Annotated in this window: 21 protein-coding genes and 3 tRNA genes; 10 read left to right on the forward strand and 14 right to left on the reverse strand. The window is 72.5% G+C overall.

Annotated elements, in window-relative coordinates; all coding sequences use genetic code 11:
- Nucleotides 1–219: 219 nt before the first annotated feature.
- The 8 genes from AB0J53_RS04490 to AB0J53_RS04525 are packed head-to-tail and all read right to left on the reverse strand — an operon-like array spanning nucleotide 220 to nucleotide 10,278.
- On the reverse strand, nucleotides 220–789 hold the full coding sequence (locus AB0J53_RS04490; RefSeq protein ID WP_219519214.1) for a hypothetical protein: 570 nt from the start codon (nucleotides 787–789) through the stop codon (nucleotides 220–222).
- A 28-nt stretch (nucleotides 790–817) separates the two neighbouring features.
- Nucleotides 818–2,422 carry a beta-N-acetylhexosaminidase gene (locus AB0J53_RS04495; protein ID WP_364168562.1) on the reverse strand — a complete coding sequence of 535 codons (1,605 nt, stop codon included), beginning with the start codon at nucleotides 2,420–2,422 and terminating at the stop codon, nucleotides 818–820.
- 13 nt (nucleotides 2,423–2,435) lie between these two features.
- The gene (locus tag AB0J53_RS04500; protein ID WP_364168564.1) at nucleotides 2,436–4,382 is read right to left on the reverse strand and encodes an NPCBM/NEW2 domain-containing protein; all 1,947 of its coding nucleotides are present in this window, start codon (nucleotides 4,380–4,382) and stop codon (nucleotides 2,436–2,438) included.
- A 10-nt stretch (nucleotides 4,383–4,392) separates the two neighbouring features.
- Nucleotides 4,393–5,937 (reverse strand): alkaline phosphatase D family protein, encoded by a 1,545-nt coding sequence (locus AB0J53_RS04505; protein WP_219519367.1) that lies wholly within the window; start codon nucleotides 5,935–5,937, stop codon nucleotides 4,393–4,395.
- Nucleotides 5,938–5,952: 15 nt separating this feature from the next.
- Complete coding sequence (locus tag AB0J53_RS04510; RefSeq protein WP_364168566.1) at nucleotides 5,953–7,269, reverse strand: sugar ABC transporter substrate-binding protein; 1,317 nt, start codon at nucleotides 7,267–7,269, stop codon at nucleotides 5,953–5,955.
- Nucleotides 7,270–7,281: 12 nt separating this feature from the next.
- On the reverse strand, nucleotides 7,282–8,091 hold the full coding sequence (locus tag AB0J53_RS04515) for a carbohydrate ABC transporter permease (RefSeq protein WP_219519362.1): 810 nt from the start codon (nucleotides 8,089–8,091) through the stop codon (nucleotides 7,282–7,284).
- A 7-nt stretch (nucleotides 8,092–8,098) separates the two neighbouring features.
- Nucleotides 8,099–8,974: a sugar ABC transporter permease gene (locus AB0J53_RS04520; protein ID WP_364168568.1), complete on the reverse strand. Its 876-nt coding sequence runs from the start codon at nucleotides 8,972–8,974 to the stop codon at nucleotides 8,099–8,101.
- Nucleotides 8,971–10,278, reverse strand: coding sequence for a glycoside hydrolase family 36 protein (locus tag AB0J53_RS04525; protein ID WP_364168570.1), 1,308 nt, complete (start codon nucleotides 10,276–10,278; stop codon nucleotides 8,971–8,973). The genes AB0J53_RS04520 and AB0J53_RS04525 overlap by 4 nt, the downstream gene beginning before the upstream one ends.
- Before the next feature lie 166 nt (nucleotides 10,279–10,444).
- Between AB0J53_RS04525 and AB0J53_RS04530 the strand changes: the two genes are divergently transcribed.
- Nucleotides 10,445–11,599, forward strand: a complete 1,155-nt coding sequence (locus AB0J53_RS04530) for an ROK family protein (RefSeq protein ID WP_364168572.1) — start codon at nucleotides 10,445–10,447, stop codon at nucleotides 11,597–11,599.
- Nucleotides 11,600–11,711: 112 nt separating this feature from the next.
- Here the strand turns inward: AB0J53_RS04530 and AB0J53_RS04535 are convergent, their stop codons facing one another.
- Entirely contained in the window at nucleotides 11,712–12,806 is a 1,095-nt protein-coding gene (locus tag AB0J53_RS04535) for an AraC family transcriptional regulator (protein WP_364168573.1), read from the reverse strand.
- A 56-nt stretch (nucleotides 12,807–12,862) separates the two neighbouring features.
- Between AB0J53_RS04535 and AB0J53_RS04540 the strand changes: the two genes are divergently transcribed.
- Nucleotides 12,863–13,651, forward strand: coding sequence for a phytanoyl-CoA dioxygenase family protein (locus AB0J53_RS04540; protein ID WP_219509774.1), 789 nt, complete (start codon nucleotides 12,863–12,865; stop codon nucleotides 13,649–13,651).
- A 67-nt stretch (nucleotides 13,652–13,718) separates the two neighbouring features.
- Here the strand turns inward: AB0J53_RS04540 and dusB are convergent, their stop codons facing one another.
- A complete protein-coding gene (dusB, locus tag AB0J53_RS04545; RefSeq protein ID WP_364168575.1) occupies nucleotides 13,719–14,828 on the reverse strand; it encodes a tRNA dihydrouridine synthase DusB in 1,110 nt (369 codons plus the stop codon).
- A gap of 82 nt (nucleotides 14,829–14,910) precedes the next feature.
- Here dusB and AB0J53_RS04550 point away from each other — a divergent pair, with 82 nt between their 5' ends.
- From AB0J53_RS04550 to AB0J53_RS04575, 6 genes are all read left to right on the forward strand, one after another.
- Complete coding sequence (locus AB0J53_RS04550) at nucleotides 14,911–15,549, forward strand: ACT domain-containing protein (RefSeq protein ID WP_219509773.1); 639 nt, start codon at nucleotides 14,911–14,913, stop codon at nucleotides 15,547–15,549.
- 46 nt (nucleotides 15,550–15,595) lie between these two features.
- Nucleotides 15,596–15,667, forward strand: a tRNA-Gly gene (locus AB0J53_RS04555).
- A gap of 17 nt (nucleotides 15,668–15,684) precedes the next feature.
- Nucleotides 15,685–15,758 (forward strand) — tRNA-Cys (locus tag AB0J53_RS04560).
- 1 nt (nucleotide 15,759) lies between these two features.
- Nucleotides 15,760–15,834 (forward strand) — tRNA-Val (locus AB0J53_RS04565).
- Between the two features lie 134 nt (nucleotides 15,835–15,968).
- Nucleotides 15,969–16,712: a hypothetical protein gene (locus AB0J53_RS04570; RefSeq protein WP_357587623.1), complete on the forward strand. Its 744-nt coding sequence runs from the start codon at nucleotides 15,969–15,971 to the stop codon at nucleotides 16,710–16,712.
- A 213-nt stretch (nucleotides 16,713–16,925) separates the two neighbouring features.
- Nucleotides 16,926–18,038, forward strand: coding sequence for an oxidoreductase (locus AB0J53_RS04575; protein WP_364168578.1), 1,113 nt, complete (start codon nucleotides 16,926–16,928; stop codon nucleotides 18,036–18,038).
- 78 nt (nucleotides 18,039–18,116) lie between these two features.
- Here AB0J53_RS04575 and AB0J53_RS04580 read toward each other — a convergent pair whose 3' ends face one another.
- Nucleotides 18,117–18,737, reverse strand: a complete 621-nt coding sequence (locus tag AB0J53_RS04580) for an alpha-ketoglutarate-dependent dioxygenase AlkB (protein ID WP_364168580.1) — start codon at nucleotides 18,735–18,737, stop codon at nucleotides 18,117–18,119.
- A 141-nt stretch (nucleotides 18,738–18,878) separates the two neighbouring features.
- On the opposite strand from AB0J53_RS04580, the gene AB0J53_RS04585 reads away from it, so the two are divergent.
- On the forward strand, nucleotides 18,879–19,649 hold the full coding sequence (locus AB0J53_RS04585) for a VOC family protein (protein ID WP_357587627.1): 771 nt from the start codon (nucleotides 18,879–18,881) through the stop codon (nucleotides 19,647–19,649).
- Between the two features lie 85 nt (nucleotides 19,650–19,734).
- On the opposite strand, the gene AB0J53_RS04590 is transcribed toward AB0J53_RS04585, so the two are convergent.
- From AB0J53_RS04590 to AB0J53_RS04600, 3 genes are all read right to left on the reverse strand, one after another.
- Nucleotides 19,735–20,370: a hypothetical protein gene (locus AB0J53_RS04590; protein WP_364168582.1), complete on the reverse strand. Its 636-nt coding sequence runs from the start codon at nucleotides 20,368–20,370 to the stop codon at nucleotides 19,735–19,737.
- A gap of 101 nt (nucleotides 20,371–20,471) precedes the next feature.
- Nucleotides 20,472–20,930, reverse strand: coding sequence for a DUF2203 domain-containing protein (locus tag AB0J53_RS04595; protein WP_364168584.1), 459 nt, complete (start codon nucleotides 20,928–20,930; stop codon nucleotides 20,472–20,474).
- Nucleotides 20,931–20,939: 9 nt separating this feature from the next.
- The gene (locus tag AB0J53_RS04600; RefSeq protein ID WP_308125982.1) at nucleotides 20,940–21,620 is read right to left on the reverse strand and encodes a GntR family transcriptional regulator; all 681 of its coding nucleotides are present in this window, start codon (nucleotides 21,618–21,620) and stop codon (nucleotides 20,940–20,942) included.
- 90 nt (nucleotides 21,621–21,710) lie between these two features.
- Here AB0J53_RS04600 and AB0J53_RS04605 point away from each other — a divergent pair, with 90 nt between their 5' ends.
- A complete protein-coding gene (locus AB0J53_RS04605) occupies nucleotides 21,711–23,018 on the forward strand; it encodes an MFS transporter (protein WP_364168586.1) in 1,308 nt (435 codons plus the stop codon).
- Nucleotides 23,019–23,174: the final 156 nt, after the last annotated feature.

Here is a 23,174-nt window from a genome sequence, read left to right on the forward strand (position 1 = left end):
GAGAACTACGAGGCTGGGCTCTTTCTTCGAGGCTCGATCATGTGGGTGAAGGTCCTCACCTGAACCACATGATCCGAACCCCAAACAGCTCCTAGGGGAGATAGCCGTGTGCCGGAACGGACTGGCAAGGGCGCTCCGGCACACGCCTGTTCTCTTATTCTCCGGTCGCGTACTTCGGCAACGCGTCATGACAATGTCTCAAGATCGGGACATTTCCCGTCAGCAGGCGGCGATGCGGCAAATCTTCCCGAGCATCCGCTTGGCGTCCTTCGTCTGCTGCTTGAAGTCGGCGGCGGCGGGCTTGCCCCACTCCCCCGACACCGTGTAGACGATCAGCGCGTTGGCGCGGCGCGTCACGACGGCCCGCTCGCCGCCGATGGCCGGCTTCTTGCTCTGGTACGCCTGGCCGGTGATCGAGACGCCCTCGTCGCCGAGCCGTACGGGACGGTAGGAGTAGCGGTAGTCGGCGGTGCCGCAGGCGCGCACGGCCGCGCGCAGGTCGCGCACGGCCTTCTTCGCCGCCCCCGCCGAGCCGTAGAGGATGACCTGCTCGGACTTGGAGTAGTCGGGCACGGCCGTGTAGGTGAGCGTCTTGGCGGCGGTGCGCCCGGCGCGGCCCAGCGTGGCCTTCTGGCACGGGTTGACGACCAGCCGGGCGCTCGTCCTGCCGCTGACCTGCCAGCTGTGCTCGGGGTTCGGGTCGTGCTTGGCCGCGTCCTTCTCGTACAGCATGAAGCCGCCGGGGATGCCCAGGGCGAGGGCGGCGGTTAACGCCACAATGGAGACCATGAGCCAAGATTGTACGAACGCCTGACGTCTAGCGGCGCAGGTTGGCCGTCCAGGCGTCGAGCTGCGACTGCCAGCCGTCGACGGTCTCCGGCCTGCCCGGCACGCCGGGGCGGGTCTGCCAGGGCAGCGGCCCGCTCTCGCGCCTGTACTCCACGCCGATCGCGTCCAGCCGTTCCAGGTGGGCGGCCAGCCTCCGGCGGAAGTCCGGCAGGTCCCGGTCGGCGGGGCTCCACACGGTCTCGGCGAAGGCCGCGAGCCTCGGGAAGGCCATGTAGTCGACCTGCCGGGGCGAGTCGATGAGCTCGGTCCACACGGCGCACTGCGAGCCCAGCACCCGCTCGGCGGCGGGCTCGCCGCGCAGCTCGGCGGGGATCGGCTCGAAGGCGTAGACGTCCTCCAGCGTGAGCACGGTGCCGAACGGGACCGGCTCGTCCTCGCCCGGCCCCTGCCGGTAGTCGAAGTAGACCGACGTGTTGGGGGTGCTGATCACGTCGTGGCCGTTCCTGGCGGCGGTGACCGCGCCGAGGTCGCCGCGCCAGGAGGCGACGACCGCGCCGGGCGCGAGCCCGCCTTCGAGGATCTCGTCCCAGCCGACGAGCCGCCGCCCGCGGGCGCTCAGGTAGGTGTCGAAGCGGTGGATGTACCAGCTCTGCAGCTCCTCCTCCCCGGCCAGGCCGAGCTCGCGGATGCGGGCCTGGGCGGCGGGGCTGTCACGCCACTGCTGCTTGGGGCACTCGTCGCCGCCGACGCACACGTACGGGCTCGGGAACAGCTCCAGGACCTCGTCGAAGACGTCCTCGAAGAACCGGATCGTGCTCTCCTCGGCGTTGAGCACGTTCGTGCCGATGCCCCAGCCGGTGCGCACCTCCAGCGGCGTGTCCAGATTGCCGAGCTCGGGGTAGGCGGCGATGGCGGCCTGGGTGTGTCCGGGCAGGTCGATCTCGGGGACGACGGTGATGTTGCGCTGCCCGGCGTAGGCGACGATCTCCCTGATGTCGTCCTGGGTGTAGTAGCCGCCGTGCGGGCGGCCGTCGAACGGCCCGTTCCAGCCGGTCTGGCTCTGCGTGCGCCAGGCGCCGACCTCGGTGAGCCGGGGGTGGCGGCGGATCTCCACCCGCCAGCCCTGGTCGTCGGTCAGGTGCAGGTGGAGCACGTTGAGCTTGTGCAAAGCCATCAGGTCGACGAACCTCAGCAGGTCCTGCTTGGTCATGAAATGCCGGGCCACGTCGAGGAGGCAGCCGCGCCAGCCGAAGCGCGGCTCGTCCTCGACGTGGGCGGCCCTGATCTCCAGCTCGCCGCCGGGCCCGGCCTTGCGGAAGGCGGCCGGGGGCATGAGCTGCCTGAGCGTCTGCGCCGCGTAGAACGCCCCGGCGGGGCCGCCCGCGGCGATCCGGACGCCGTCCTCGCCGACGGTCAGCCGGTACGCCTCGGGCGGCAGATCGGCCAGGGCGAGCGTGATCGTGCCCGGCCCCGGGGCGGCGGGCGGCAGGTCGCCGCCGGTCACGGGGCCGATCTCGCTCCGCAGCCAGGCGGCCGCCGCGCGCAGCGCCGGATCGGCGGCGAGCGCGGTGTCCGGGCCGAGGACGAAGCGTCCCGGCAGGACCTGGCAGTGGACGGGCTTGGGCACGATCATGAACGGTTTCCCCCTAGTGACAGGTGACGGTGGCGTCGGCGAAGTCGACGTGGTCGGAGTAGGCGTTGTCGCCGCCGTTGGTGGCGACCAGCCGCACATGGCGGGCGCCCTCGACGGAGGCGGTGACCTCGACGGCCGGGTCGGCGCCGGTGACGAGCTCGGAGGCGGCGACGCGCCCGCCGTCGGCCCACACCTCGAAGCGGGCCGAGCCGGCCTGGCCGACCTCGTCGTCGACGCCGCCCAGGAACCGGACCGTGGCGCAGCGGCCCGCGGTGTAGTACTCGATCTCGGCGGGCGCGTGCGCGCCGAGCCCCTTGGCGTACCGGACGCCCTCGATGGTGAGCGGGCGGCCGTCGCCGGCGGCGCGCTCGCCGTTGCTGGCGTCCTTCTCGACGGGGCCGAAGTGGTTCTTGGCCGCCGTCCAGGTCAGGTCGCTGAGGTGGGTGGTGCCGGCGCCCGGAGCGCGCGCGACCCTGACGACCGCCTCGCCGGGCACCCGGCCGCCGGCGAAGGCGGCGACGGCGGTGAGCCGGTGCTCGGTGAGCGCCGCGCCGCCGGGCGGGGTGACGGCCCAGGTGACGGTGAACGTCTCGCCGCCGCGCAGCCTGCCGGTGGCGGCGGGCGTGCGCGCCTCGGCCCGCCATCCCTCGGGTACGGCCAGCGTCACGGTCAGGTCGCGCAGCGCGCCGGTGGCGCCGGTGTTGACCACCCGGGTGACGATCTCCCCGGTCACGCCGGGCTCCAGCACGGAGGGCCGGTCGTCGCCGAGCGCGGCCGGGTCGACCTCGAACGTGACCAGCGGCGTACCGGCGCGGCCGTCCGACACCCGGTACATGGCGGCGCCGTGCGCGGGGACCTGGGCGGCCAGCTCGCCGGTGCTGCCGGTCACCGCGCCGGTCCACAGGTCCTCGATCCGGTGGTGGCCGGGGCCGAGGTCCGTGGAGATCGTCGCGGCCCGGTCGCTCTCGTTGAACAGCACGATCGCCCGGTCGCCGCCCGCCAGCGGCTTGACCAGCACGTGGTACCAGCCGTCGGAGCGGGCCAGGGCGCCGTGCGCGCCGAGCGGGTCCCGGGCGACGGCGATCACCTCGGGGTCGGCGACGATCTCGCGCGGTGCCCTGGCGGGATCGGCCTGGAGGATCAGCGGGGCCGCGCCGATCGCCCACAGGGAGAACTGGGCGCGGTACTCGGTGGCGGTCATGCCGCCCAGCCCGGCCTGGATGAGGTCGGGGTCGGCCCAGCTCCCCGCGCCCGCGTACTCGGCGCGCAGCTGGTTGAACTCCCAGATGTCGACCATGGTCGCGTAGCTGTCGGCGATGGGCCGGTTGAAGACGTTGGTCCGCCAGGTGGTGGCCCCGGCCTCCTTGCCCCACAGCCACGGGACGGTGCTGCCGTCCTCGTTGTTCATCGCGAACACGACACCGTCGCCGAGCGCCTGGCGCATGCGCGGGTAGAGCGTCCGGGCGATCCGCTCGACGTTCTGGCCGGGGAAGTCGGCCTTGGGGATGTCGCACCAGTCGTACTTGACGTAGCCGACGCCCCACGCCTTGACCTGGGCGGCGTCGGCGGCCTCGGAGCCGTAGGAGCCCGGGCCGCCGCCGGCGCACGCCTTCGTGCCCGCCGACAGGCTCACGCCCAGGTCGAGCCCCTTGCCGCGCACGTACGCGGCCAGGGCCTCGATGCCGGAGGGGAAGCGGGCCGGGTCGGCGGCCAGCGCGCCGCCGGAGCGCTGCGGGGCCAGCCAGCAGCCGTCGAGGATGACGTACCGGTAGCCGAGCGGCGCGAGCGGGGCGAGCGCGTCGGCGGCGGCCCTGACGGACGTCTCGGAGACCGAACAGCCGAGCGAGCGGCTGCTCCAGCCCATCGGCGGGCCCGCCGCGGGAGCCTGGGCGGCGGCGGGTAAGGGGACGGAGAGCATGGTGAGGAGGACCGCCGCGAGGGCGGCCGGTGCGGTGCGCATGGGGGTCCCGTCAGGTCGGGTTGAGTGCGGGGGTGCCCGGCTCGATGACGAAGGAGCCGGAGGTGTAGGCCGGGGCGTACGGCTCGGTCACGCGCGACAGCGAGCGGAAGTCGACCTTCATCTCGCGCTCGCTGATGCGGGTGCGGACGTAGCCGCGGCGGCCGTTGAAGAACTTGACGTGCGGGTTCTCGGCGAGCAGGTTCCGCGTGTCGGGGTACTCGTCCATGCCGTTGCCGGCGCTGGTGACCGAGGTGGTGACGAGCTCGACGGCGACGGACTTCGACTCCGGGTCGCGGTAGTCGCGCTTGATCTCGCCCGCCCAGTGGGAGTGCACGTCGCCGGTGAGCACGACGGCGTTGCGCCCGTAAGTGTCGACGGCGGCGGCCAGGCGGTCGCGGGAGGCGACGTAGCCGTCCCAGCCCTCGTTGGAGTAGCCCTTGCCCTCGCCGTTCGTCCAGTCCATCTCCATCATGAAGACCTGCTGGCCGAGCAGGTCCCAGGTGGCCCGCGAGCCCTTCAGCTCGCCGTCGAGCCACGCCTCCTGCTCCTGGCCGAGGATGGTGCGGTTGGGCGCGAAGCGTTCCGCGCAGTCGGGGCCGACGGTGCCGCTGCGGCCGGTGCACGCGTACAGGTCGCGGTACTGGCGGGTGTCGAGCAGGTGCAGGTTGGCCACGGCGCCCCAGCGGATCGAGCGGTGCAGGCGCAGCGACGACCCGTCCGGCCGCTGGGCGCGGCGCAGCGGCATGTTCTCGTAGTACGCCTGGAAGGCCTCGGCGCGGCGCTTGAGGAAGGGCGGGTCGGGCTGCTCGGGGACGTCGCCGGCCCAGCCGTTCTCGATGTCGTGGTCGTCCCACACCACCACCCAGGGGGCGATCGCGTGGGCCATGCGCAGCTCCGGGTCGGCCTTGTGCTGGGCGTGGCGCAGCCGGTAGCCGGCCAGGTCCAGGCACTCGCCGCCGGCCTGGTCGCGGACGGGGTACTTGTAGTCGCCGTACTCGTAGATGTAGTCGCCGAGGAAGGCGATCAGGTCGGGCTGGTCCTCGGCCATCCTGCGGTAGGGGGTGAACCAGCCGCTCTGGTAGTCGGCGCAGGAGGTGAACGACAGGTTCAGGTCGCGGCTGCGCCCGCCGGGGGCCGGGGCGGTGACGGTGCGGCCGGTCTCGGAGATCTCGCCGCCGGTGCGGAAGCGGTAGAAGTACTCGGCGCCGGAGTCGAGGCCGTCGAGCTCCACGTGGACGCTGTGCGCCTCCTCGCGGCGGGCGATCTCGACGCCGTGGCGCACCACGTGCTTGAAGTTCTCGTCCTTGGCGACCTGCCACTGGACGGGGACGGGACGGGACGGCATGCCGCCGAAGCCGTCGAGGGCGAGGGGGTCGGGGGCGAGCCGCGTCCAGAGCACCACGCCGTCGGAGGCGGGCTCGCCGGAGGCGACGCCGAGCTGGAAGGGGTCGGACAGGGGGGTGCGAGCGGCCGCCGCGCGCACCGGGCCGGGGCCCAGTGCGGCGGCGAGGCCCACGCTCGCGCCCCCGGCGAACAACGCACGCCGGGTGATCATGGGGTGGGGGGCTCCCTACTGGATGGTGGCGTTGCCCTCGGCGACCGCCTGGTCCGCGGCCTGCTTGGGGGTGAGCTTGCCGAGGTACATCTCGTTGAAGATCTGGTTCAGCTTGGTCTCGAACCCGGTGAAGCCGGTCGTGACCGGCAGCGGGAAGGTCGTGCCCTCGGCCTCCTCCAGGAACGGGGAGACGTCCAGGCCCTTGGCCTTCCAGTAGTCGACGTAGCCCTGGGCGAGGCCGTTGATCGCGGGGAAGACGTAGCCGCCGTCGGCCATGAGCTTCTGCGGCTCCTCGGTGCCGAGGTAGGCGGCCAGCTTCATGGCCTCCTCGGGGTGCTCGCTCTTGGCGTAGACGGCCTCCGACAGGCCGTTGAGGTTGACCGAGCGGCCCTGCGGGCCCTCCGGCATGAGCGCGACGCCCATCTCGAACCCGGCGCCCGGCGCGACGAACGGCAGCAGCGCGTTGTTGGCCGGGAACATCGCCACCTCACCGGCGGTGAACATGTCGGTGATCTTGCCGGTGGGCGGGTTCGTCTGGCTGGCGGGCGGCGACACGTGGTGCTTGTTGACCAGGTCGACGCCCCACTGCAGGGCCTGGACCGACGCCTCGTCGTTGAAGGTGTACTTGCCGAACGGCTTGTCCAGGAGCTTGCCGCCGTTGGAGTTCACCCAGTTCATCCACTGGGTCTGGTAGTGGTTCCAGGAGCCGAACCCGTACGTCTTGACCTTGCCCGGGTCGAAGCCGTCCTCGCCGGGGTGCTTGCCGGCCTCGTCGACGGTCAGCTTGCGGGCGACCTCCAGGAGGGTGCCGCCGCCGTCGGGGCTCCAGGTGAGCTTGTCCGGCATCTCGACGCCGGCCTTCTTGAACAGGTCCTTGTTGTAGAGCAGGCCGACGGTGCCCCAGTCCTTCGGGACGCCGTACAGCTTGCCCTCGTAGGTGAAGGAGCCGACGACGGTCGGGTGATACTTGGAGGCGTCGACCTTGACCTCGGCGAGCACGCCCTTGGTGACATATTCGGGGAACTGGGTGGGGGTCATCCAGAACACGTCGGGCGCGCTGCCCGCCACGGCGTCGGCGGTCAGCTTGGTCCAGTACTGGTCGTAGGGCAGCAGCTCGATCTGCACGTCGATGGTCGGGTTGGCCTTCTCGAAGGCGGCCATGACCTTCTCGTATCCGGCCTTCTGCTGCTCGTCCCAGAGCCGGTAGGTGAGCGTGACCTTCTCGCCGCCGCCGCCGTCGCCGCCACCGGCGTCGCCGGAGCCGCAGGCGGTCAGGGTGAGCAGGGCGGCGGCGGCCAGCAGGGCGGCCTGGCGGGTTCGGGGGGTTCGCATGATGGGGCTCTCCTACTTGAGGCCGGTGAGGACGACCGACCGGACGATGTACTTCTGGAAGAAAATGAAGATCGCCACCATGGGGACGAGGGCGATCAGGCCGCCGGCCATCATGAGGTTGTGGTCGACGCCGATGCCGACCTTGAGCGCGGCGATGGCCACCGTGATGACCTTGGTGCCGTCGCCGCTGGTGATGATCAGGGGCCACAGGAAGCTGTTCCACGACGAGATCACCGTGATGATCGTCAGCGTGCCGATCGCGGGCTTGCACAGCGGCAGCAGGATGCGCACCAGCACCGTCAGCGGCCCCGCGCCGTCGATCCGCGCGGCCTCCTCCAGCCCGGCGGGCAGCCCCTTGAAGAACTGCCGCATCAGGAAGATCCCGTACGGGGTGCCCAGGATGTACGGGGCCAGCAGCCCGTACCAGGTGTTGACCAGGTCGAGCTCGCGCATGATGAGGAACAGCGGGATCATCGTCACCGCGCTCGGCACCATCATCGTGGCCACGTACAGCCAGAAGAGCACGTCCCTGCCGCGGAAGTTCAGCCGGGCGAAGGCGTAGGCGGCGAACGTGGTGAACACGAGCTGGCCCAGCGTCAGCAGCACGGTCATGACGAGCGTGTTGAGGATGTAGCGGGGGAAGTCGCCGCCGAGGATCTGGCCCAGGTTGTCCAGCGTCGGCGGCAGTCCGGGCAGCCACGGCTCGGTGGAGTTGAGCTGCGCCTTGGTCTTGAACGCGGTCAGCACCACCAGCAGGTAGGGGAAGACCGAGATGAACGCGCCCGCCACGAGCGCGGCGTAGAGCAGGATCCGCTTCGTCATCTGTCTCTCAGCTCAGGTCGTAGGTGGTGCGCTTGCCGAAGAACCTGACCTGCACCAGCGTGACCACCAGGATGATCACGAAGAGCAGCATCGACAGCGTGGAGGCGTAGCCGAAGTCGAACTGCCGGAAGGCGGTCTCGAAGATCGTGAAGTTGAGGACGGCGGTGCTGCCCGAGGGGCCGCCGTTCGTCATCACGTAGACGGTGTCGAACACCTGGAAGGCGCCGATCATGTTCGTCACCATGACGAAGAACATCGTGGGGTTGAGCAGCGGCAGCGTCAGCCGCCAGAACCGCTGGCGCGGGGTGGCGCCGTCGGTGGCCGCCGCGTCGTACAGCTCCTGCGGGATGCCCTGCAGCCCGGCGAGGAAGAACAGCATGTTGTAGCCGCTGTACTGCCACACGGTGACCAGGGCGACGGCCGGCATCGCCCACGCCGAGTCCGACAGCCAGTCGGGCCCGGTGATTCCCACCGTCGACAGCGCCCGGTTGATGGCGCCGTCACGCGGATCGAAGATCCAGTTCCAGACCAGGCCGAGCACGATCGGGGTGGCCATCCACGGCACCACGAACAGCGACCGGTAGAACCGCACGCCCTTGACCCGCTGGTTGAGCAGCATGGCGGCGCCCAGCGCGATCACCGTCTGCAACGGCACGCACAGCGCCACGTACAGGACCGTCACCCAGAGCGAGTGCCACGCCTCGCCGTCGCCGAGCAGCCGGGCGTAGTTGTCCAGGCCCGCGAACGACGGGTCCGACAGCAGCTCCCAGTCGAAGAAGCTGAGGACCAGGACGATGACCACGGGCAGCAGCAGGAACGCCACCACGCCCAGCAGGCTCGGCCCGACGAACAGGTAGGCGTACCAGGAGCCGCGGCGCCTCACGACGGCTCCGTGCTGGTGGGCCTCATGATCCGCCGGGTGGTCTCCAGGCCCCACGCGTCCAGGGCGGCGATCGGGTCGCTGGAGCCGCGCAGCCCGCCGGTCGCGCCGACGTGCGCGGCCCACTCCTCGCGCGCCTCCACCTCGGGGCGGACGATGAGGCAGTCGGGGTCGTTGACCCACCAGCGGGCGTGCAGGAACTCGCGGGCCGCGCCGGTCAGCCGGGCGCCGAGCTGCGACGGCTGGCTGATGTCGCCCTTCCTCGGGTGCAGCGTGGGCGCGATGTCGGGGCTGACGCGCATGATGTCGACCAGGCCGATGCTCGGCAGCATCGGCGCGCCGCACCCGTGCAGGGTGGCGTCCGGGCCGGCGCCCTCGCGGACGAGCTCCAGGCCGCGCCGGTAGGCGGCGATCGGGTCGAGGCCGGCGTCGTGTCTGCGGCCGGCGAGCGCGCCGGCGTAGAGGTAGTCGAGCTTGAAGTGGCTGATGCCGATCTCCGCGAACCGCGCGAAGACCCCCACCAGGTACGCGGCCGCGTCGGGGTGGGTGACGTCGAGCACGGCCAGGTCCTGGTCCCACATGTGCCCGGCGTGCGCTCCGCCGACGAGCCAGTCGGGGTGCTCGCGGAACAGGCGGCTGTCGTGCCCGGCGAGGAACGGCGCGGTCCAGATCCCGGCGCGGGCGCCGGTCGCGGTGATCTTGCCGACGGCCCGCTCCAGCGAGCCGAAGCCCGGCCTGGGGTCGAGCCAGTCGCCGATGCCCGCCTCGTAGCCGTCGTCGATGAGGAACATGTCCGCGCCGAGCTCGTGCTCGGCGGCCAGCGCCAGGTTCTCCAGCACGTCGGCCTCGGTGACCTTGTCGAAGTAGCCGTACCAGGTGCACCACATCGGCGGCACCGCCGGGAAGGCGCGGCCCGGGGCCAGGCTGTCGGCCCAGTGGCGCAGCGCGCGGTCCAGGCCGCCCTCGACGCGTTCGTGCCGTACGGGTCCGTCGGCGGAGATCACCAGCCGGCCGTCCACCGGCCGCGCCCGGATGGAGGGCACGGCGAGCGGGCCGGGCGCCGACCACAGCTCGACCGGGCCGCCGTCGCCCGGGTCGACGGCGAGCAGGCCCTCGCCCTGGAACGAGCCGGCGGGGACCGGCGTCCCGGGGCGGTAGCAGAGGGTCTGGATGTTGCCGTCGGCCGGGCGGGGAGGGGTGTCGTCCAGCCGGTATGCGCCGGTGGGGCTCCACGACTGCCAGCCGTGCTCGAACACCCGAGCCTTCTCCGGCGCGCACGCGACCTCGCCGATGTCTGCGAAAGACACTCGAACCTCATCTCACTTACGAAGGAGCGCTTCATTAGTAGCAGTGTTGAGTTCTGTGGGTCAATGGTGGATTACCGGGTCATGTGGGGGTTCTTGATGGTCTGGCCGTTGCCCGGCGGCTGGCATAATCGGCGCATACAAAGGAGACCTACATAAGGACGGGGCGTTGGCAGACCTACGCGGCGGCGACCTGTCCCGGCTCAGGCAGCTCAACTCGCTGACCGCGATCCGGGCGCTGCGCGAGACCGGCCCGCTCGCCCTCTCCGCCCTCGCCGAACGGACCGGGCTCTCCCGCCCCTCCACCAAGGAGGTCGTCGACGAGCTCAGCTCCCTCGGCTGGGTGGAGGAGGTGCCGCCCAGCCCCGGCACCATGGGCCGCCCCGCGCGCCGCTACCGCTTCCGCGCCGAGAACGGCCACCTCGTCGGCGTCGACATAGGCGGCCACAACGTCCGCGCCGCCCTGTCCGACCTCGACGGCCGCGTGCTCGCCGAGACCCGGCAGCCGGTCGAGCCCGACGCCCCCCTCGACGAACGCCTCGCCGCCATCGAACGCGCCGTCTCCGGCTGCCTGACCCTCAGCCGCCGCACCCCCGACGACCTGTGGGTCCTCGCCGCCGGCACCACCGGCGCGATCAGCCCCGACGGCCGCATCTCCTTCTCGGCCGCCGTCCCCGCCTGGACCGGCCTCGACCTGGCCGGCCGCCTGCGGGAGATGTTCCCGTGCGAGATCCTCGTCGAGAACGACAGCCGCCTCGCCGCCCTGGCCGAAGCCCGCCGCGGCGTCGCCCGCGACGCCCGCGACGTCGTCTTCCTGCACGTCGGCAGGCGCATGGGCACCGGGCTCATCATCGACGGCAAGGTCCACCGCGGCTTCGGCGCCGCCGCCGGCGAGATCTCCATGCTGCCCGAGGCCCGCTGGTTCGACGCCCCCGACCACCTCAACACCAGCGCCGCCGTGCCGCCCGGCACCCCGCCCGAGGACGCCGCCGGGCACACCCTCGCCGCCGCCCGCGACGGCGACCCCGTCGCCCTCGAAGCCGTCGGCCGCTACCTCGACGACCTCGCCGTCGGCACCGCCGCCATGGTCCTCCTCCTCGACCCCCAGCTCGTCGTCCTCGGCGGCGGCTTCTCCCGCTCCGCCGACGTCCTCCTCGGCCCCCTCCGCGACCGCCTCGAACGCCGCTGCATCCGCACCCCCGAGATCCGCGCCTCCACGCTGGGCGACGAATGCGTGGTGGTCGGCGCCATCGACTACGCCGTCGAGCACGTCGAACGCCGCTTCTTCACCCCCGAGGCCGGCCCCCTCCCCCTCTCCCGCTGACCCACCCACCCGCGCGCGGCGCCGGCCGCCGCACGCTCACGGCCGCATGCGTCCTCCGTCGGCGCGCCCCCTCACGACCGCACGCCGTCCGGTCGCCGCGGCGGTGCGCCGCTCACCCTCGCACGCGCGCCCGGTAGGCGCGCGGCGGCACCCCGTGCTCCCTGCGGAAGGCGCGGCTGAAGTGGAACGGGCTGACGAAGCCCGACGCCGCCGCCACCCGGCCCACGTCCAGGTCCGTCGCCTCCAGCAGCATCGCCGCATGCCGCAGCCGAGCCTCCCGCACCGCCCGCATCGGCGTCCGCCCCGTCTCCTCCGCGAACAGGTGCGCGAACCGTGACGGCGACAGCGCGACGGCCCGCGCCAGCGAGCCCACGGTGTGCGGCGCCCCCGGCTCGGCCGCGATCAACGCCAGCGCCCGCCGCACCCGCCCGTCGCCGCCCTCCTCCCCCGCCCGCACCGACGCGGTCGCCACGACCAGCACCTCCTCCACCGCCCCCATCACCAACTCCCGCGCCGCCCCCACCCCCGCCACCACCGCCACCTCCCCGGCCGCCATCTCGCCCGCCCGGACGGCGGCCGCCGTCCCACCGCTCCCCTCGGGTGCGTCCTCCGGTGCAGGGGCGGCGCTCACCCACTCCACCGCCTCCTGCACTTCGGCCGGGCGCGTCCCGCCGCCCATCGCCTCACGCAGCGCCGTCTCGCCGGTCGCCGTTGGTGCGTCCGTCAGCGTCGGGGCGGGGTCCTGGGGGTCGTACGGGCTCCGGGGCCCTTCCTGGGACGCGGTGGCAGGGGCCGGCGCGTAGGAGGCCGGGGGGAGCCAGCGGGAGTCGTGCAGGGCGCGGCGGAAGGCGGCGTCGATGCGGTCGTGTACCGCCTCGGGGACGTCGGCGACCAGGTGGCAGCCCGGTGCGAGGGCGTGGGGCGCCAGCCAGCCGGTCCACGACGGGCGCGGCTGGAAGTGCACCCACCAGAAGCGCCACCGCCGGGCCCCGGGCGCCACCCGGTAGTGGTGCGGCTCCCCCGACGCGAGCACCACCAGCGACCCCGGCCCGGCACGCAGCGCCGCCCCGCCCTGCTCGACGAGCCCCTCCCCCGCCTGGGTCCACATGAGCAGCCAGCTGGGCGCCCCGGCGGCCCGGCGGGTGGCGTAGCCGAGCGGCTGGTCGTAGTGTCCAAGGACGATCAGCTCGGCAGCAGGAACAGTCATGTCGTCAGCGGTCACCGTCATACCCTCGCACGCCCCCGCCGCCTAGCGTGAACGGCATGAACCTCAACGACTTCCACGACCGGGGCTTCGTCATCGTCCCCGCGCTGCTGGCTCCGGAGGAGGTGGCGGAGCTGCGTGACGAGTTCATGGCGCTGCACGCCGCGGGCCCGATTCCCGGGCATTTCACGCCGACGCCGCAGGAGCCCGGCGGCCCGTACGACATCCTGCGCGACTATCCCCGCGTGATGCACCCGCACCAGGTGAACGACGTGGCGCTGCGCTACCTGCTGGACGCGCGCATCGGCGCGATCCTGGCGGACCTGCTGGGCGAGGAGCCGATAGCAGCCCAGAGCATGTTCTACTTCAAGCCGCCGGGCGCCCGGGGGCAGGCGCTGCACCAGGACAACTTCTATCTGCGGGTCGAGCCGGGCACGTGCGTGGCGGCGTGGGTGGCGCTGGACCGGGTGGACCGCGCGAACGGCGGCCTGGAGGTGGTGCCGGGCACGCACCTGATGGACCTGTTCTGCCCGGAGGAGGCGGACCACGACGTCTCCTTCACCAGGGAGTACGTGCCGCCGCCGCCCGGCCTGGAGCGCGTACCGGTCGACATGGAGCCGGGTGACGTGCTGTTCTTCAACGGCAGCCTGGTGCACGGCTCGGAGCCGAACAGCACGGCCGACCGGTTCCGCCGCAGCTTCATCTGCCATTACGTCGGCCGTTCGGCGGAGCGGATCGCTGCCTACTACCCGACGCTCACCATGTCGGGCGAGCCGGTCACGCTGGAGGCGGCCACGGGCGGCGGCCCGTGCGGCACCGAGGCGGGCGCGCCCGCGGGCCCGCACTAGCGGGGGCCAGTCGAAGCCGGGCCAGTCAGAGCCGGGCCAGTCGGGGCCAGGCCGGCCGGGAGCCGGATCAGCCTCCGGAGTGGTCGGACTCGGCGTCCTCGGGGACGACGGTGTCCCAGGGGTCGTCGAGCCAGCCGTCGGGCAGCTGGACCTTGGTGCGTTCGCCGGACTTGCCGCGCGGGGTGTCGGTGTTGGGCGGCCACGGCTGGTCGTGGTCGAGCTTGGCGAGGCTCGCGCGCAGCCCGTCGAGCGACTCGGCGGTGGCGAGCTCGCGGCGCAGCTCGGCGCCGACGGTGAAGCCCTTGAGATACCAGCCGACGTGCTTGCGGAAGTCGGCGATCGCGTAGCGCTCGATGTCGAAGCAGGTGGTGAGCCCTTCGGCGTGGCGGGCCATCACGGCGGCCACCTCGCCGAGAGTGGGCCGGGTGCGTTCGGCGCTGCCGCGGAAGGCGTTCTCCAGGTCCTTGAACAACCACGGCCGTCCCAGGCAGCCGCGGCCGACCACGACGCCGTCGCAGCCGGTGCGGGCGACCATGCGCAGGGCGTCGTCGGCGCACCAGATGTCGCCGTTGCCGAGCACGGGGATCTCGGGCACGGCCTCCTTGAGGCGGGCGATGGCGTCCCAGTCGGCGACGCCGCCGTAGTGCTGGCGGGCGGTGCGGGCGTGCAGGGCGATGGCGGCGACGCCTTCCTCGACGGCGATGCGGCCGGCGTCGAGGTAGGTGAGGTGGTCGTCGTCGATGCCCTTGCGCATCTTCATCGTGACGGGCAGCGCGCCCGCCCCGGCGACGGCCTCGCGCAGGATGCGCCGCAGCAGGTTGCGCTTGTACGGCAGGGCGGAGCCGCCGCCGCGCCTGGTCACCTTGGGCACCGGGCAGCCGAAGTTGAGGTCGACGTGGTCGGCCAGGTCCTCTTCGGCGATCATCCGGACCGCCCGGCCGACGATCGCCGGGTCGACCCCGTACAGCTGGATGCTCCTGGGCTTCTCCGACTCCGCGAACCTGATCATGCGCAGCGTCTTGGGGTTGCGCTCGACCAGCGCCCGCGTCGTGATCATCTCGCACACGAACAGCCCGGCGCCCTGCTCGCGGCAGAGCACCCGGAACGGCGCGTTGGTGATGCCCGCCATCGGCGCCAGCACGACGGGCGGCCACACCCCGATGGGCCCAATCTTCATCCCGTCAGTTGTAGCGCAGGTCGGGCCGGGAGCGGTATTCGCGGATAGTCTGTGACACGGCATCTCGCGTGGGGAGTGATGGATGCTTCTTCGAGTCCGCCTGGCGCTGCCCGACAAGCCGGGTTCGCTCGCGCAGATCACCACGGTCCTGGGCTCCGCGGGGGCGGACATCACCCAGGTGACGGTTCTCGACAGGGGCGCGGGCATGGCCGTCGACGACCTGACGCTCTTCTGTCCCGAGGACATCTCCAAGCCGGAGCTCCGCGAGAGCCTGGAGTCGGTCGCGGACGTGACGGTCGAGGGCGTCTGGACCACCCGCGAGGCCCCGGGCACCTATCCCGAGCTGGAGATCCTGAAGTACATCACCACGGCGGGCGACCGGGCGCTGACCACGCTCGTCGACTCGCTGCCGGTGCTGTTCAGCGCCGACTGGGCGGCGACGGCCACCGAGCGCGGCGTCGTCTACGCGAGCTGGCGCGCTCCGCAGGAGATCACGCTCCCGGAGCTCATCCCGGTCCGTCCCACGGCGGTCACGCTCGACGGCGGCCCGCACCTCATCCACGCGCCGCTGCCGCCGCTGGCCCTGACGCTGATGCTGGCCCGCTCCGAGGGACCGGCGTTCCACCGCACCGAGGTCCACCGCCTCACGCGCATCCTGGAGATCTTCCTCAGCCTCCCGGCGACCGAGCGCAGCGTCGCCCGTCAGCTCCGCAAGAGCTGACGGGTGAGCATCCGCTCGGAAAACCCGCTAGAGTTGGGCGGGCAACGCGGAAGTGGCTCAGTGGTAGAGCATCACCTTGCCAAGGTGAGGGTCGCGGGTTCGAATCCCGTCTTCCGCTCGGAGTTCTACTCTCCTGGTGGAGTGGCCGAGAGGCGAGGCAGCGGCCTGCAAAGCCGTCCACACGGGTTCAAATCCCGTCTCCACCTCCAAGGACGATTAGCTCAGCGGGAGAGCGCTTCCCTGACACGGAAGAGGTCACTGGTTCAATCCCAGTATCGTCCACCACCATCTTCATGCCCGGTCATGCGGGCTCCCGGGAGCGGGATCGTCGCCGCGAGCGACCAGACCTCCGATGTTTCGGACCTCTCAGTGAGGCGCGCGGCGGTGTCAGCGCGCGGTGGAGGGGGATTGTTGCATGCATGCGACCCAACACAGTGGAGATCAAGTTAACGGTTGACGGCCCCCGGGTCCGGGCGGCCATGCGCGCGTTCGGGCTGGAGCCGGACGACGGGCAGGATCTGAAGATCTACTTCTGCGAGGACACCGCCGACGGGCTCGCCCCCGGCACCCCGCTGCTCGACGCCGGCGTGGTGCTGCGGGTGCGCGACACCGGCAACCGCAAGAGCGACTCCACCATCAAGCTGCGCCCCTGCCGGCGCTCACAGCTCAACGACTACTGGCTCGGCGCGACCGACGGCGACGGATGGGAGTTCAAGCTGGAGGCCGACTGGTCCGGGCCGCGCAAGGTGCTCACCGCCTCGTGCACCGCGCGCCGGTCGCCGGAACGGATCGAGGCCGTCTACACGGGCAACCGGTCGATCAAGGGGCTGTTCACCGACAAGCAGGAACGCTTCCTCAGGACGTGCGCGGGCCTGCACGTCAACCTGCGCACCCTGCGGCTGCTGCCGCCGGTCGAGGCGACCCGCTGGGGGCCGCTGGAGCTCGACGCGTCCGGCCGCAAGCTCACCGCGCTGGCCGAGCGGTGGGTGGTCGGCGACGAGCTCGACTTCCTGGAGCTGTCGCTGCGCGTCTCCCCGGAGAGCGCCGTCGCCGCGCAGGCGTCGCTGGAGGAGCTGGTCCGGGGCCACGGCGTCGAGATCAGCTCGGGCGAGGAGTCGAAGACCCGCCGCGTCCTGCGCCACCTGGTGGCGGCCGTCGCCTGACCGGCCACACCGGGCCGCCACAGGCTGCACCGGGCCGCATCGGGCCACACCAGGCTGCACCCGGCCACACCCGGCCACACCTGGCCGCACCTGGCCGCCGTCGGTGGCCGGGTCCGATGAAGGCGGCGGCGTCACCGCCGAGGCGGGCGGGGCGCGTGTTCTTTCCTGACTCGGGCATGGACGGCTGTGATCCTTTGGGTTAGTTTGCGCGGCATGAGGCTTCGTTTCGCGATCAGCGCCCTGTCGGCCGCCGCCTGCGTGCTCGCCGCCGCGCCCGCGCCCGCCCACGCCGTGGTCCCGTCGCCAGGTGGGGAAGCGCCGGGCTGGGAGCTGCCGGGCTGGGAGCTGCCGCGCTGGGAGCTGAAGGAGACCGGCGTGACCGCGCGGCTGCGCGGCCTCGCGCCGGTGAGCCGGGACGTGGTGTGGGCCTCCGGGTCGGAAGGCACCGTGCTGCGCACCGTCGACGGCGGCCGGAGCTGGGAGAACGTGTCACCGCCCGGCACCGGCGCGCTGCAGTTCCGGGACGTGGAGGCGTTCGACGCGCACCGGGCCGTGGTGCTGTCGATCGGCGCGGGCGCCGACTCGCGGATCTACCGGACCGAGGACGGCGGGCGTACCTGGACCGAGACGTTCAGGAACGACGAACCGCAGGCGTTCTACGACTGCGTGGCGTTCTTCGACCGGCGGCGCGGGCTGGCGATGAGCGACCCGGTCGACGGCCGGTTCCGCATCCTGGCGACCGAGGACGGCGGGCGGAGCTGGCAGGTGCTGCCCGCCGACGGGATGCCGCCGGCGCTGCCGGGTGAGGCGGGGTTCGCGGCGAGCGGGCAGTGCCTGGTGACGGCCGGCGGCCGGGACGTGTGGCTGGCCGCCGGCGGGGCCGAGCGGGCGCGCGTCTTCCACTCGCGCGACCGGGGCCGCACCTGGACCGTGGCGGACACGCCGATCCCGGCGGGCGACCCGGCGCGCGGCGTGTTCGCGCTGGCCTTCCGCGACCCCCGCCACGGGCTCGCGGTGGGCGGCGACTACCGTCCGGGCGAGCCCTCGCCCAGCGCGGGCGCGGTGACGCGGGACGGCGGGCGCACCTGGCGGACCGCCTCGACGCCGCCGCCCGCCTACAGGTCGGGGGTGACGTGGCTGCCCCACCTGCCGTTCGCGGCCGTCGCGGTCGGGCCGACCGGCAGCGACATCACCTACACCGGCGGGCGGACGTGGCGGACGTTCGACACCGGCTCGTACGACACCGTGTCGTGCACCCGCGACCTGTCATGCTGGGCCGCCGGGGAGCAGGGCCGGGTCGCCCGGCTCAGGATCGGCCACCGCTAGCCCCGGTCGGTCAACGGCCGCCCGGCGCGGACCGGGCCACCACAGGCCGCCCGGTGGGTCGGCCGGTCGGACAGGCCGTCAGCGGACGCCGCGCGGGCGGAACTGGACGCTGATCCGCGGCCCGGTCGCGCGGGCGGTCTTGGGCACGGCGTGCTCCCAGGTGCGCTGGCAACTGCCGCCCATCACGACGAGGTCGCCGTGGCCGAGGTCGTGGCGCAGGGAGGGGCCGCCGCCGCGCGGGCGCAGCATCAGCGGCCGCGGGCTGCCGACCGAGAGGATCGCCACCATCGTGTCCTCGGTCGCGCCCCGGCCGATCGTGTCGCCGTGCCAGGCCACGCTGTCGCGCCCGTCGCGGTAGAAGCACAGGCCGGCGGTGCGGAACGGGTCGGCCGCGTAGTGCTCGTCGAGCGCCCGCATGGCGTCGGCGAGCACCGGGTCGGGCAGCGTCTCGCCCTCCTCGTAGAACTTCAGCAGCCGGGGCACGTCGACCACCCGGTCGTACATCCGGCGCCGCTCGGCCCGCCACGGCACCCGCTCGGCCAGCCGCTCGAACAGCAGATCGGCCCCCGACAGCCAGCCGGGACGCACGTCGAGCCACGCGCCGCGGCCGAGATCGGTGCGGCGGACCGTCGAGCCGAGCGGGCCGAGCCCGAGCTCCTCGTCCATGCCGAGCAGAGATGCCTGGAATACCGCGCTCATGGCGTCGAGTGTACGTTATTGTTCAAACAAAGATTCGACTGCGTGTCGTGCCCGGCATCGCGGGCCGGGGCGTGCGAGGCTCGGATTCGGCGTCGCCGTGGAGACGGGGCCACCCATGCACACCGCGTGAAGGAGCACGTCATGCTCACCACCCAGTTCCTGCCGGGCACCCCGTGCTGGATCGACTACGGCAGCCCCGCCCTCGAGGCCACGGCCGCCTTCTACACCGGCCTGTTCGGCTGGCGGTTCGAGTCGTTCGGACCCGACATGGAGTACGGCGTGTGCCGGGCCGACGGCAAGACCGTCGCCGCGATCGGCACGCTGACCGACGAGGGCGACTCGCCCGCCTGGATGCTCTACTTCGCCACCACCGACTGCGACGCCGCCGTCAAGGCCGTCGAGCAGGCGGGCGGCACGGTCCGGTCCGGGCCCGGCGACATCGGCGGGCAGGGCCGCTTCGCCCAGCTCACCGACCCGTCCGGGGCGGAGTTCGCGCTGTGGGAGCCGGGCGGCCTGCGCGGGCTCGACCTGGTCACCGACCCCGGCTCACTCGGCTGGGTGGAGCTCTACACGCCCGACGTCGAGGGCATGCGCGGCTTCTACCGGACGGTGTTCGGCTGGCGGTTCGAGGACATGCCGATGGGCGACTACACCTACCCGGTGGCCTCGCCGGCCGAGGGCGACCAGGCCGACACGGCGATGGCCGGCCTGGTCGAGCTGCGTGACGGTGGCCGGCCGCACTGGCTGCTCTACTTCGAGGTGCCCGACTGCGACGCGACCGTCGCCCGGTGCCAGGAGCTGGGCGGCACCGTGGCGGAGGCGGCGACGGACATCGAGGGCGTGGGCCGGATGGCCTTCCTGACCGATCCGCACGGCGCCCGGTTCGCGGTCATCACCAGCGCGGCGGCCTGACCGGGGTCAGCCGCCGCAGCCGGCGAGGGCGATGGAGTCCCCCGCGCCCCTTTTAGCGGTCCCCGGCCCGGGGCGGGGGGGTTCGTCACAGCACGGGCTCGGACGTGCCGGCGGGCTCGGGTGTGTCGGCGGGCTCGGGTGTGTCGGCGGGCTCGGGTGTGTCGGCGGGGTCGGGCAGCGGCTCCGGCTCCGGCTCGTCACCGACCTCCAGTCCGTTGGGGGCGATCTTGACCTCGCCGGAGCCGTGCAGGTTCCAGGTGTAGTCGCCGTTGCCGTCGTTGTTGATGTTGTAGACGACCTTGCCGTCGCCGGTCCAGCCGTACTGGGCGCTGCTGGTCACATACCGGGAGGTGCACGAGCCGAAGCCGTCCGGGTTGTCGTTGAGTGTCTGCTTGAACTCGCACCACCCCGAGGTGATGACCGTGTCGTCGCGTTCGAGGCGCACCTGGACGGCGAACTTGTCGAAGCTCTCCCCGTAGACCGGTTCGGCCTGGTCCCACCTGAGCTCGATGCGGGCCCGCCGGGTGTTGCCGTCCTTGTAGACGCACGAGCGCGCCCACACGGTCATGTCCGGCTTGCCGGGGAGGTTGAAGCTCTTCTCGTTCCACGAGGCATGGCAGTTCCAGCTCGCGGCCTGGGCGGGGGGCGCCGTGAGGGCGGTGCCGCCGGCCAGCGCCACGGCGGCCATCGCGATCGTGGCGATCCTGCTGATCGAGGACATGTTCTGCTCTCCTGAAAGACGGGGGTCAGACGGAGATCAGGTTGCCGGACGGCCCCCCGGGACGTCGTTGGCCACGGCTGCACAGTTCCTGCGCCCAGCCTCTACGGCAGCGGGCGCCGCCCGGCGAAGCCCAGGTCGGTGCGGTGATACCAGCGCAGCTCCGGCTCGCCCTCGATCCAGCACAGCCGTACCGAGACGCCGTCGAGCTCGGCGGGGAAGTCGAGCAGGACGGGCGCGATGCCCTTGACCTCCAGCCCGCGCCCGGTCCAGGTGCTGACGATCTCCTCGATGCGGGCCTCGACGGCCTTGAGCTCGGGCACGCCGCCGAGGGGTGAGGAGCCGGTCGTCCGGCGGTCGTAGGCGATCTCGGCCAGGTCGGCGCGGGCGACGACCAGGGTGGCGGCCTCGCGCAGGATGGCCGGCATCAGGGCCCGCGCCTCGCCGGGGGTGAAGGTCCGTTCGCCGCCGTGCGCCCTGCCGGGCCCACTGCCGGGCCCACTGCCGGGCCCACTGCCGGGCCCACTGCCGTACGCGCCGCCGTACTCGCTGCCGTGTTCCATGCCGGAACGCTATCGGCTGGGCTCGTAGGCGTGGACGAGGAGTTGTTCGGCGTCGTCGAGGTAGGCGTCGAGGCAGGCGGCGGCGCGGTCGGGCTCGCCGGCCTCGATGAGGCCGAGCAGCTCGCGGTTGCGCGCCACGAACGGCTCGTGGAAGGCGCGGGGGTTCTCCATGACGTGGAAGACGAGGCGCAGCTCGGCCAGCAGTTGCCGCATGGCCTCGTCCAGCCTGGGGCTGTCGTTGAGCGTCACCAGGGCCTGGTGGAAGCGGATGTTGGCGGTGCCGACCGCGTGCCAGTCACCGGCGGCGGCGGCCCGTTCGGCGTCGGCGACCGCCTCGCGGATGACGGCGAGCGCCCGGGCGGTCGGCTCGCGCCGCACGGCGGCCCCTTCGAGCACCCGGCGCACCCGGTAGAGGTCGGCCACGTCGTCGGCCGACAGGACGCGTACGAACACTCCGCGGTTGAGCCGGTGCTCCAGCAGCCGCTCGTGGCCGAGCAGCCGGAACGCCTCGCGCAGCGTGTTGCGCGACACCTCCAGCCGCTCGCAGATCGTCTCCTCCGACAGCCGGTCGCCGGGCTTGAACATGCCCTCGATGATGCGGTCGCGCAGGATGTCGGCGACGCGCTCGGCGGTGCTGCTGCGCCCGAGGCGGGACCGGTCCCGTACGAGATCCACGAGAGCTTCGTCCACAGGCAACAGGAAATCATCAAACAAACCTCTTGTCGAATCGTTCAACGATTCTTATGTTGATACCAACCCCCTGACGAAGGAGCGATGCTGATGTCAAGCTCCACGCAACAGACCCGGCGGGTGATCCTCGCCAGCCTGATCGGCACGTCGCTGGAGTGGTACGACTTCTTCCTCTACACCACGGCCGCGACGCTGGTCTTCGGCAAGCTGTTCTTCCCGACGTTCGACCCGCTCAGCGGGACCCTGCTGGCGCTCACCACCAACGCGGTCGCGTTCGTGGCCAGGCCGCTGGGCGGCATCGTGTTCGGCCACTTCGGCGACCGGGCCGGCCGCAAGACCGTGCTGGTCGTCACGCTGCTGCTGATGGGGGCCGCCACGTTCCTCATCGGCGTGCTGCCCGGCTACGACAGCGTCGGCGTGCTCGCACCCGTCATGCTGGCCCTGCTCCGCTTCGTCCAGGGCCTCGGGCTGGGCGGCGAGTGGGGCGGCGCGGTGCTCATGTCGCTGGAGCACGGCGACCCCCGCCGCCGCGGCTTCAACGCGAGCTGGCCGCAGGTGGGCGTGCCCGCCGGCTACGTGCTGGCCACCGGCACGCTGGCCGTGCTGTCGTTCGCCCTGCCGGACGCCGCGTTCCTGTCGTGGGGCTGGCGGGTGCCGTTCCTGCTGTCGGGGGTGCTGGTCCTCGTCGGCCTGTGGGTGCGGCTGAAGGTGACCGAGTCGCCGCTGTTCGAGCGGGTCGAGCAGCAGGGCGCCAAGGCGCGGATGCCGCTGGTCGAGGTGCTGCGCACACACCCGCGCGCGCTGCTGTCGGCCTTCACCGCGCGCATCGGCGTGGACGTCGCCTTCTACACCTTCACCGCCTACATCCTCGTCCACCTGACCGGCCCGCTCGGGCTGGACCGGTCGGTGGGGCTCAACGCGGTCCTCATCGGCTCGGCGCTGCAGCTCGCGCTGATCCCGCTGTTCGGCGCCCTGTCCGACCGCTACGGCAGGCGCCCGGTCTACCTGGCGGGCGTGATCGGCGCCGCGGTGTGGGTGTTCGCGTTCTTCCCGCTGCTGGAGACGCGCTCGTTCCCGCTGATCGCGCTGGCGGCGGTCGTGGCGCTGATCACGCACGCGGCCATGTACGGCCCGCAGGCCGCCTTCATCGCCGAGCTGTTCAGCACCCGGCTGCGCTACAGCGGCGCCTCGATGGGCTACCAGGTGGCCGGGATCGTCGGCGGCGCGCTCGCCCCGATCATCGCGATCAAGCTGTTCGACGCGTTCGGCACCACGCTGGCGGTGTCGCTGTACGTGGTGGCCGCGCTCGCCGTCACCGCCGTGGGCCTGGCCATCGCGCCGGAGACCCGCGACCTCGACCTGGCCTCCGACCCCGGCACGCAGCCGCAGCGCGCCTGACCCCCGCTCCCCGGTCCGCCGCGAAAAGCCGCGGGCGGCGGCTGCCACCGCCGCCCGCGCGGGCGGACCCGGGCTCGCCGTCGGGCCGGCCCGCCAGGCCACGGGGGCCGGGCCGGTCCGCCGATGTGATCTCTATCACAGGCCGGGCGTTGTAAC

The organism is Nonomuraea sp. NPDC049725 (genome assembly GCF_040674795.1).
Taxonomy (GTDB): domain Bacteria; phylum Actinomycetota; class Actinomycetes; order Streptosporangiales; family Streptosporangiaceae; genus Nonomuraea; species Nonomuraea ceibae.

What these genes read in the sequence shown, in the direction of transcription:
- AB0J53_RS04500 (WP_364168564.1), bottom strand. Translation starts at nt 4,382, where the DNA reads ATGCGCACCGCACCGGCCGCCCTCGCGGCGGTCCTCCTCACCATGCTC.
- dusB (WP_364168575.1), bottom strand. Translation starts at nt 14,828, where the DNA reads ATGAAGATTGGGCCCATCGGGGTGTGGCCGCCCGTCGTGCTGGCGCCG.
- AB0J53_RS04515 (WP_219519362.1), bottom strand. Translation starts at nt 8,091, where the DNA reads ATGACGAAGCGGATCCTGCTCTACGCCGCGCTCGTGGCGGGCGCGTTC.
- AB0J53_RS04590 (WP_364168582.1), bottom strand. Translation starts at nt 20,370, where the DNA reads ATGTCCTCGATCAGCAGGATCGCCACGATCGCGATGGCCGCCGTGGCG.
- AB0J53_RS04595 (WP_364168584.1), bottom strand. Translation starts at nt 20,930, where the DNA reads ATGGAACACGGCAGCGAGTACGGCGGCGCGTACGGCAGTGGGCCCGGC.
- AB0J53_RS04580 (WP_364168580.1), bottom strand. Translation starts at nt 18,737, where the DNA reads ATGAGCGCGGTATTCCAGGCATCTCTGCTCGGCATGGACGAGGAGCTC.
- AB0J53_RS04505 (WP_219519367.1), bottom strand. Translation starts at nt 5,937, where the DNA reads ATGATCACCCGGCGTGCGTTGTTCGCCGGGGGCGCGAGCGTGGGCCTC.
- AB0J53_RS04585 (WP_357587627.1), top strand. Translation starts at nt 18,879, where the DNA reads ATGCTCACCACCCAGTTCCTGCCGGGCACCCCGTGCTGGATCGACTAC.
- AB0J53_RS04605 (WP_364168586.1), top strand. Translation starts at nt 21,711, where the DNA reads ATGTCAAGCTCCACGCAACAGACCCGGCGGGTGATCCTCGCCAGCCTG.
- AB0J53_RS04510 (WP_364168566.1), bottom strand. Translation starts at nt 7,269, where the DNA reads ATGCGAACCCCCCGAACCCGCCAGGCCGCCCTGCTGGCCGCCGCCGCC.
- AB0J53_RS04490 (WP_219519214.1), bottom strand. Translation starts at nt 789, where the DNA reads ATGGTCTCCATTGTGGCGTTAACCGCCGCCCTCGCCCTGGGCATCCCC.
- AB0J53_RS04570 (WP_357587623.1), top strand. Translation starts at nt 15,969, where the DNA reads ATGCGACCCAACACAGTGGAGATCAAGTTAACGGTTGACGGCCCCCGG.
- AB0J53_RS04575 (WP_364168578.1), top strand. Translation starts at nt 16,926, where the DNA reads ATGAGGCTTCGTTTCGCGATCAGCGCCCTGTCGGCCGCCGCCTGCGTG.
- AB0J53_RS04535 (WP_364168573.1), bottom strand. Translation starts at nt 12,806, where the DNA reads ATGACTGTTCCTGCTGCCGAGCTGATCGTCCTTGGACACTACGACCAG.
- AB0J53_RS04540 (WP_219509774.1), top strand. Translation starts at nt 12,863, where the DNA reads ATGAACCTCAACGACTTCCACGACCGGGGCTTCGTCATCGTCCCCGCG.
- AB0J53_RS04495 (WP_364168562.1), bottom strand. Translation starts at nt 2,422, where the DNA reads ATGATCGTGCCCAAGCCCGTCCACTGCCAGGTCCTGCCGGGACGCTTC.
- AB0J53_RS04550 (WP_219509773.1), top strand. Translation starts at nt 14,911, where the DNA reads ATGCTTCTTCGAGTCCGCCTGGCGCTGCCCGACAAGCCGGGTTCGCTC.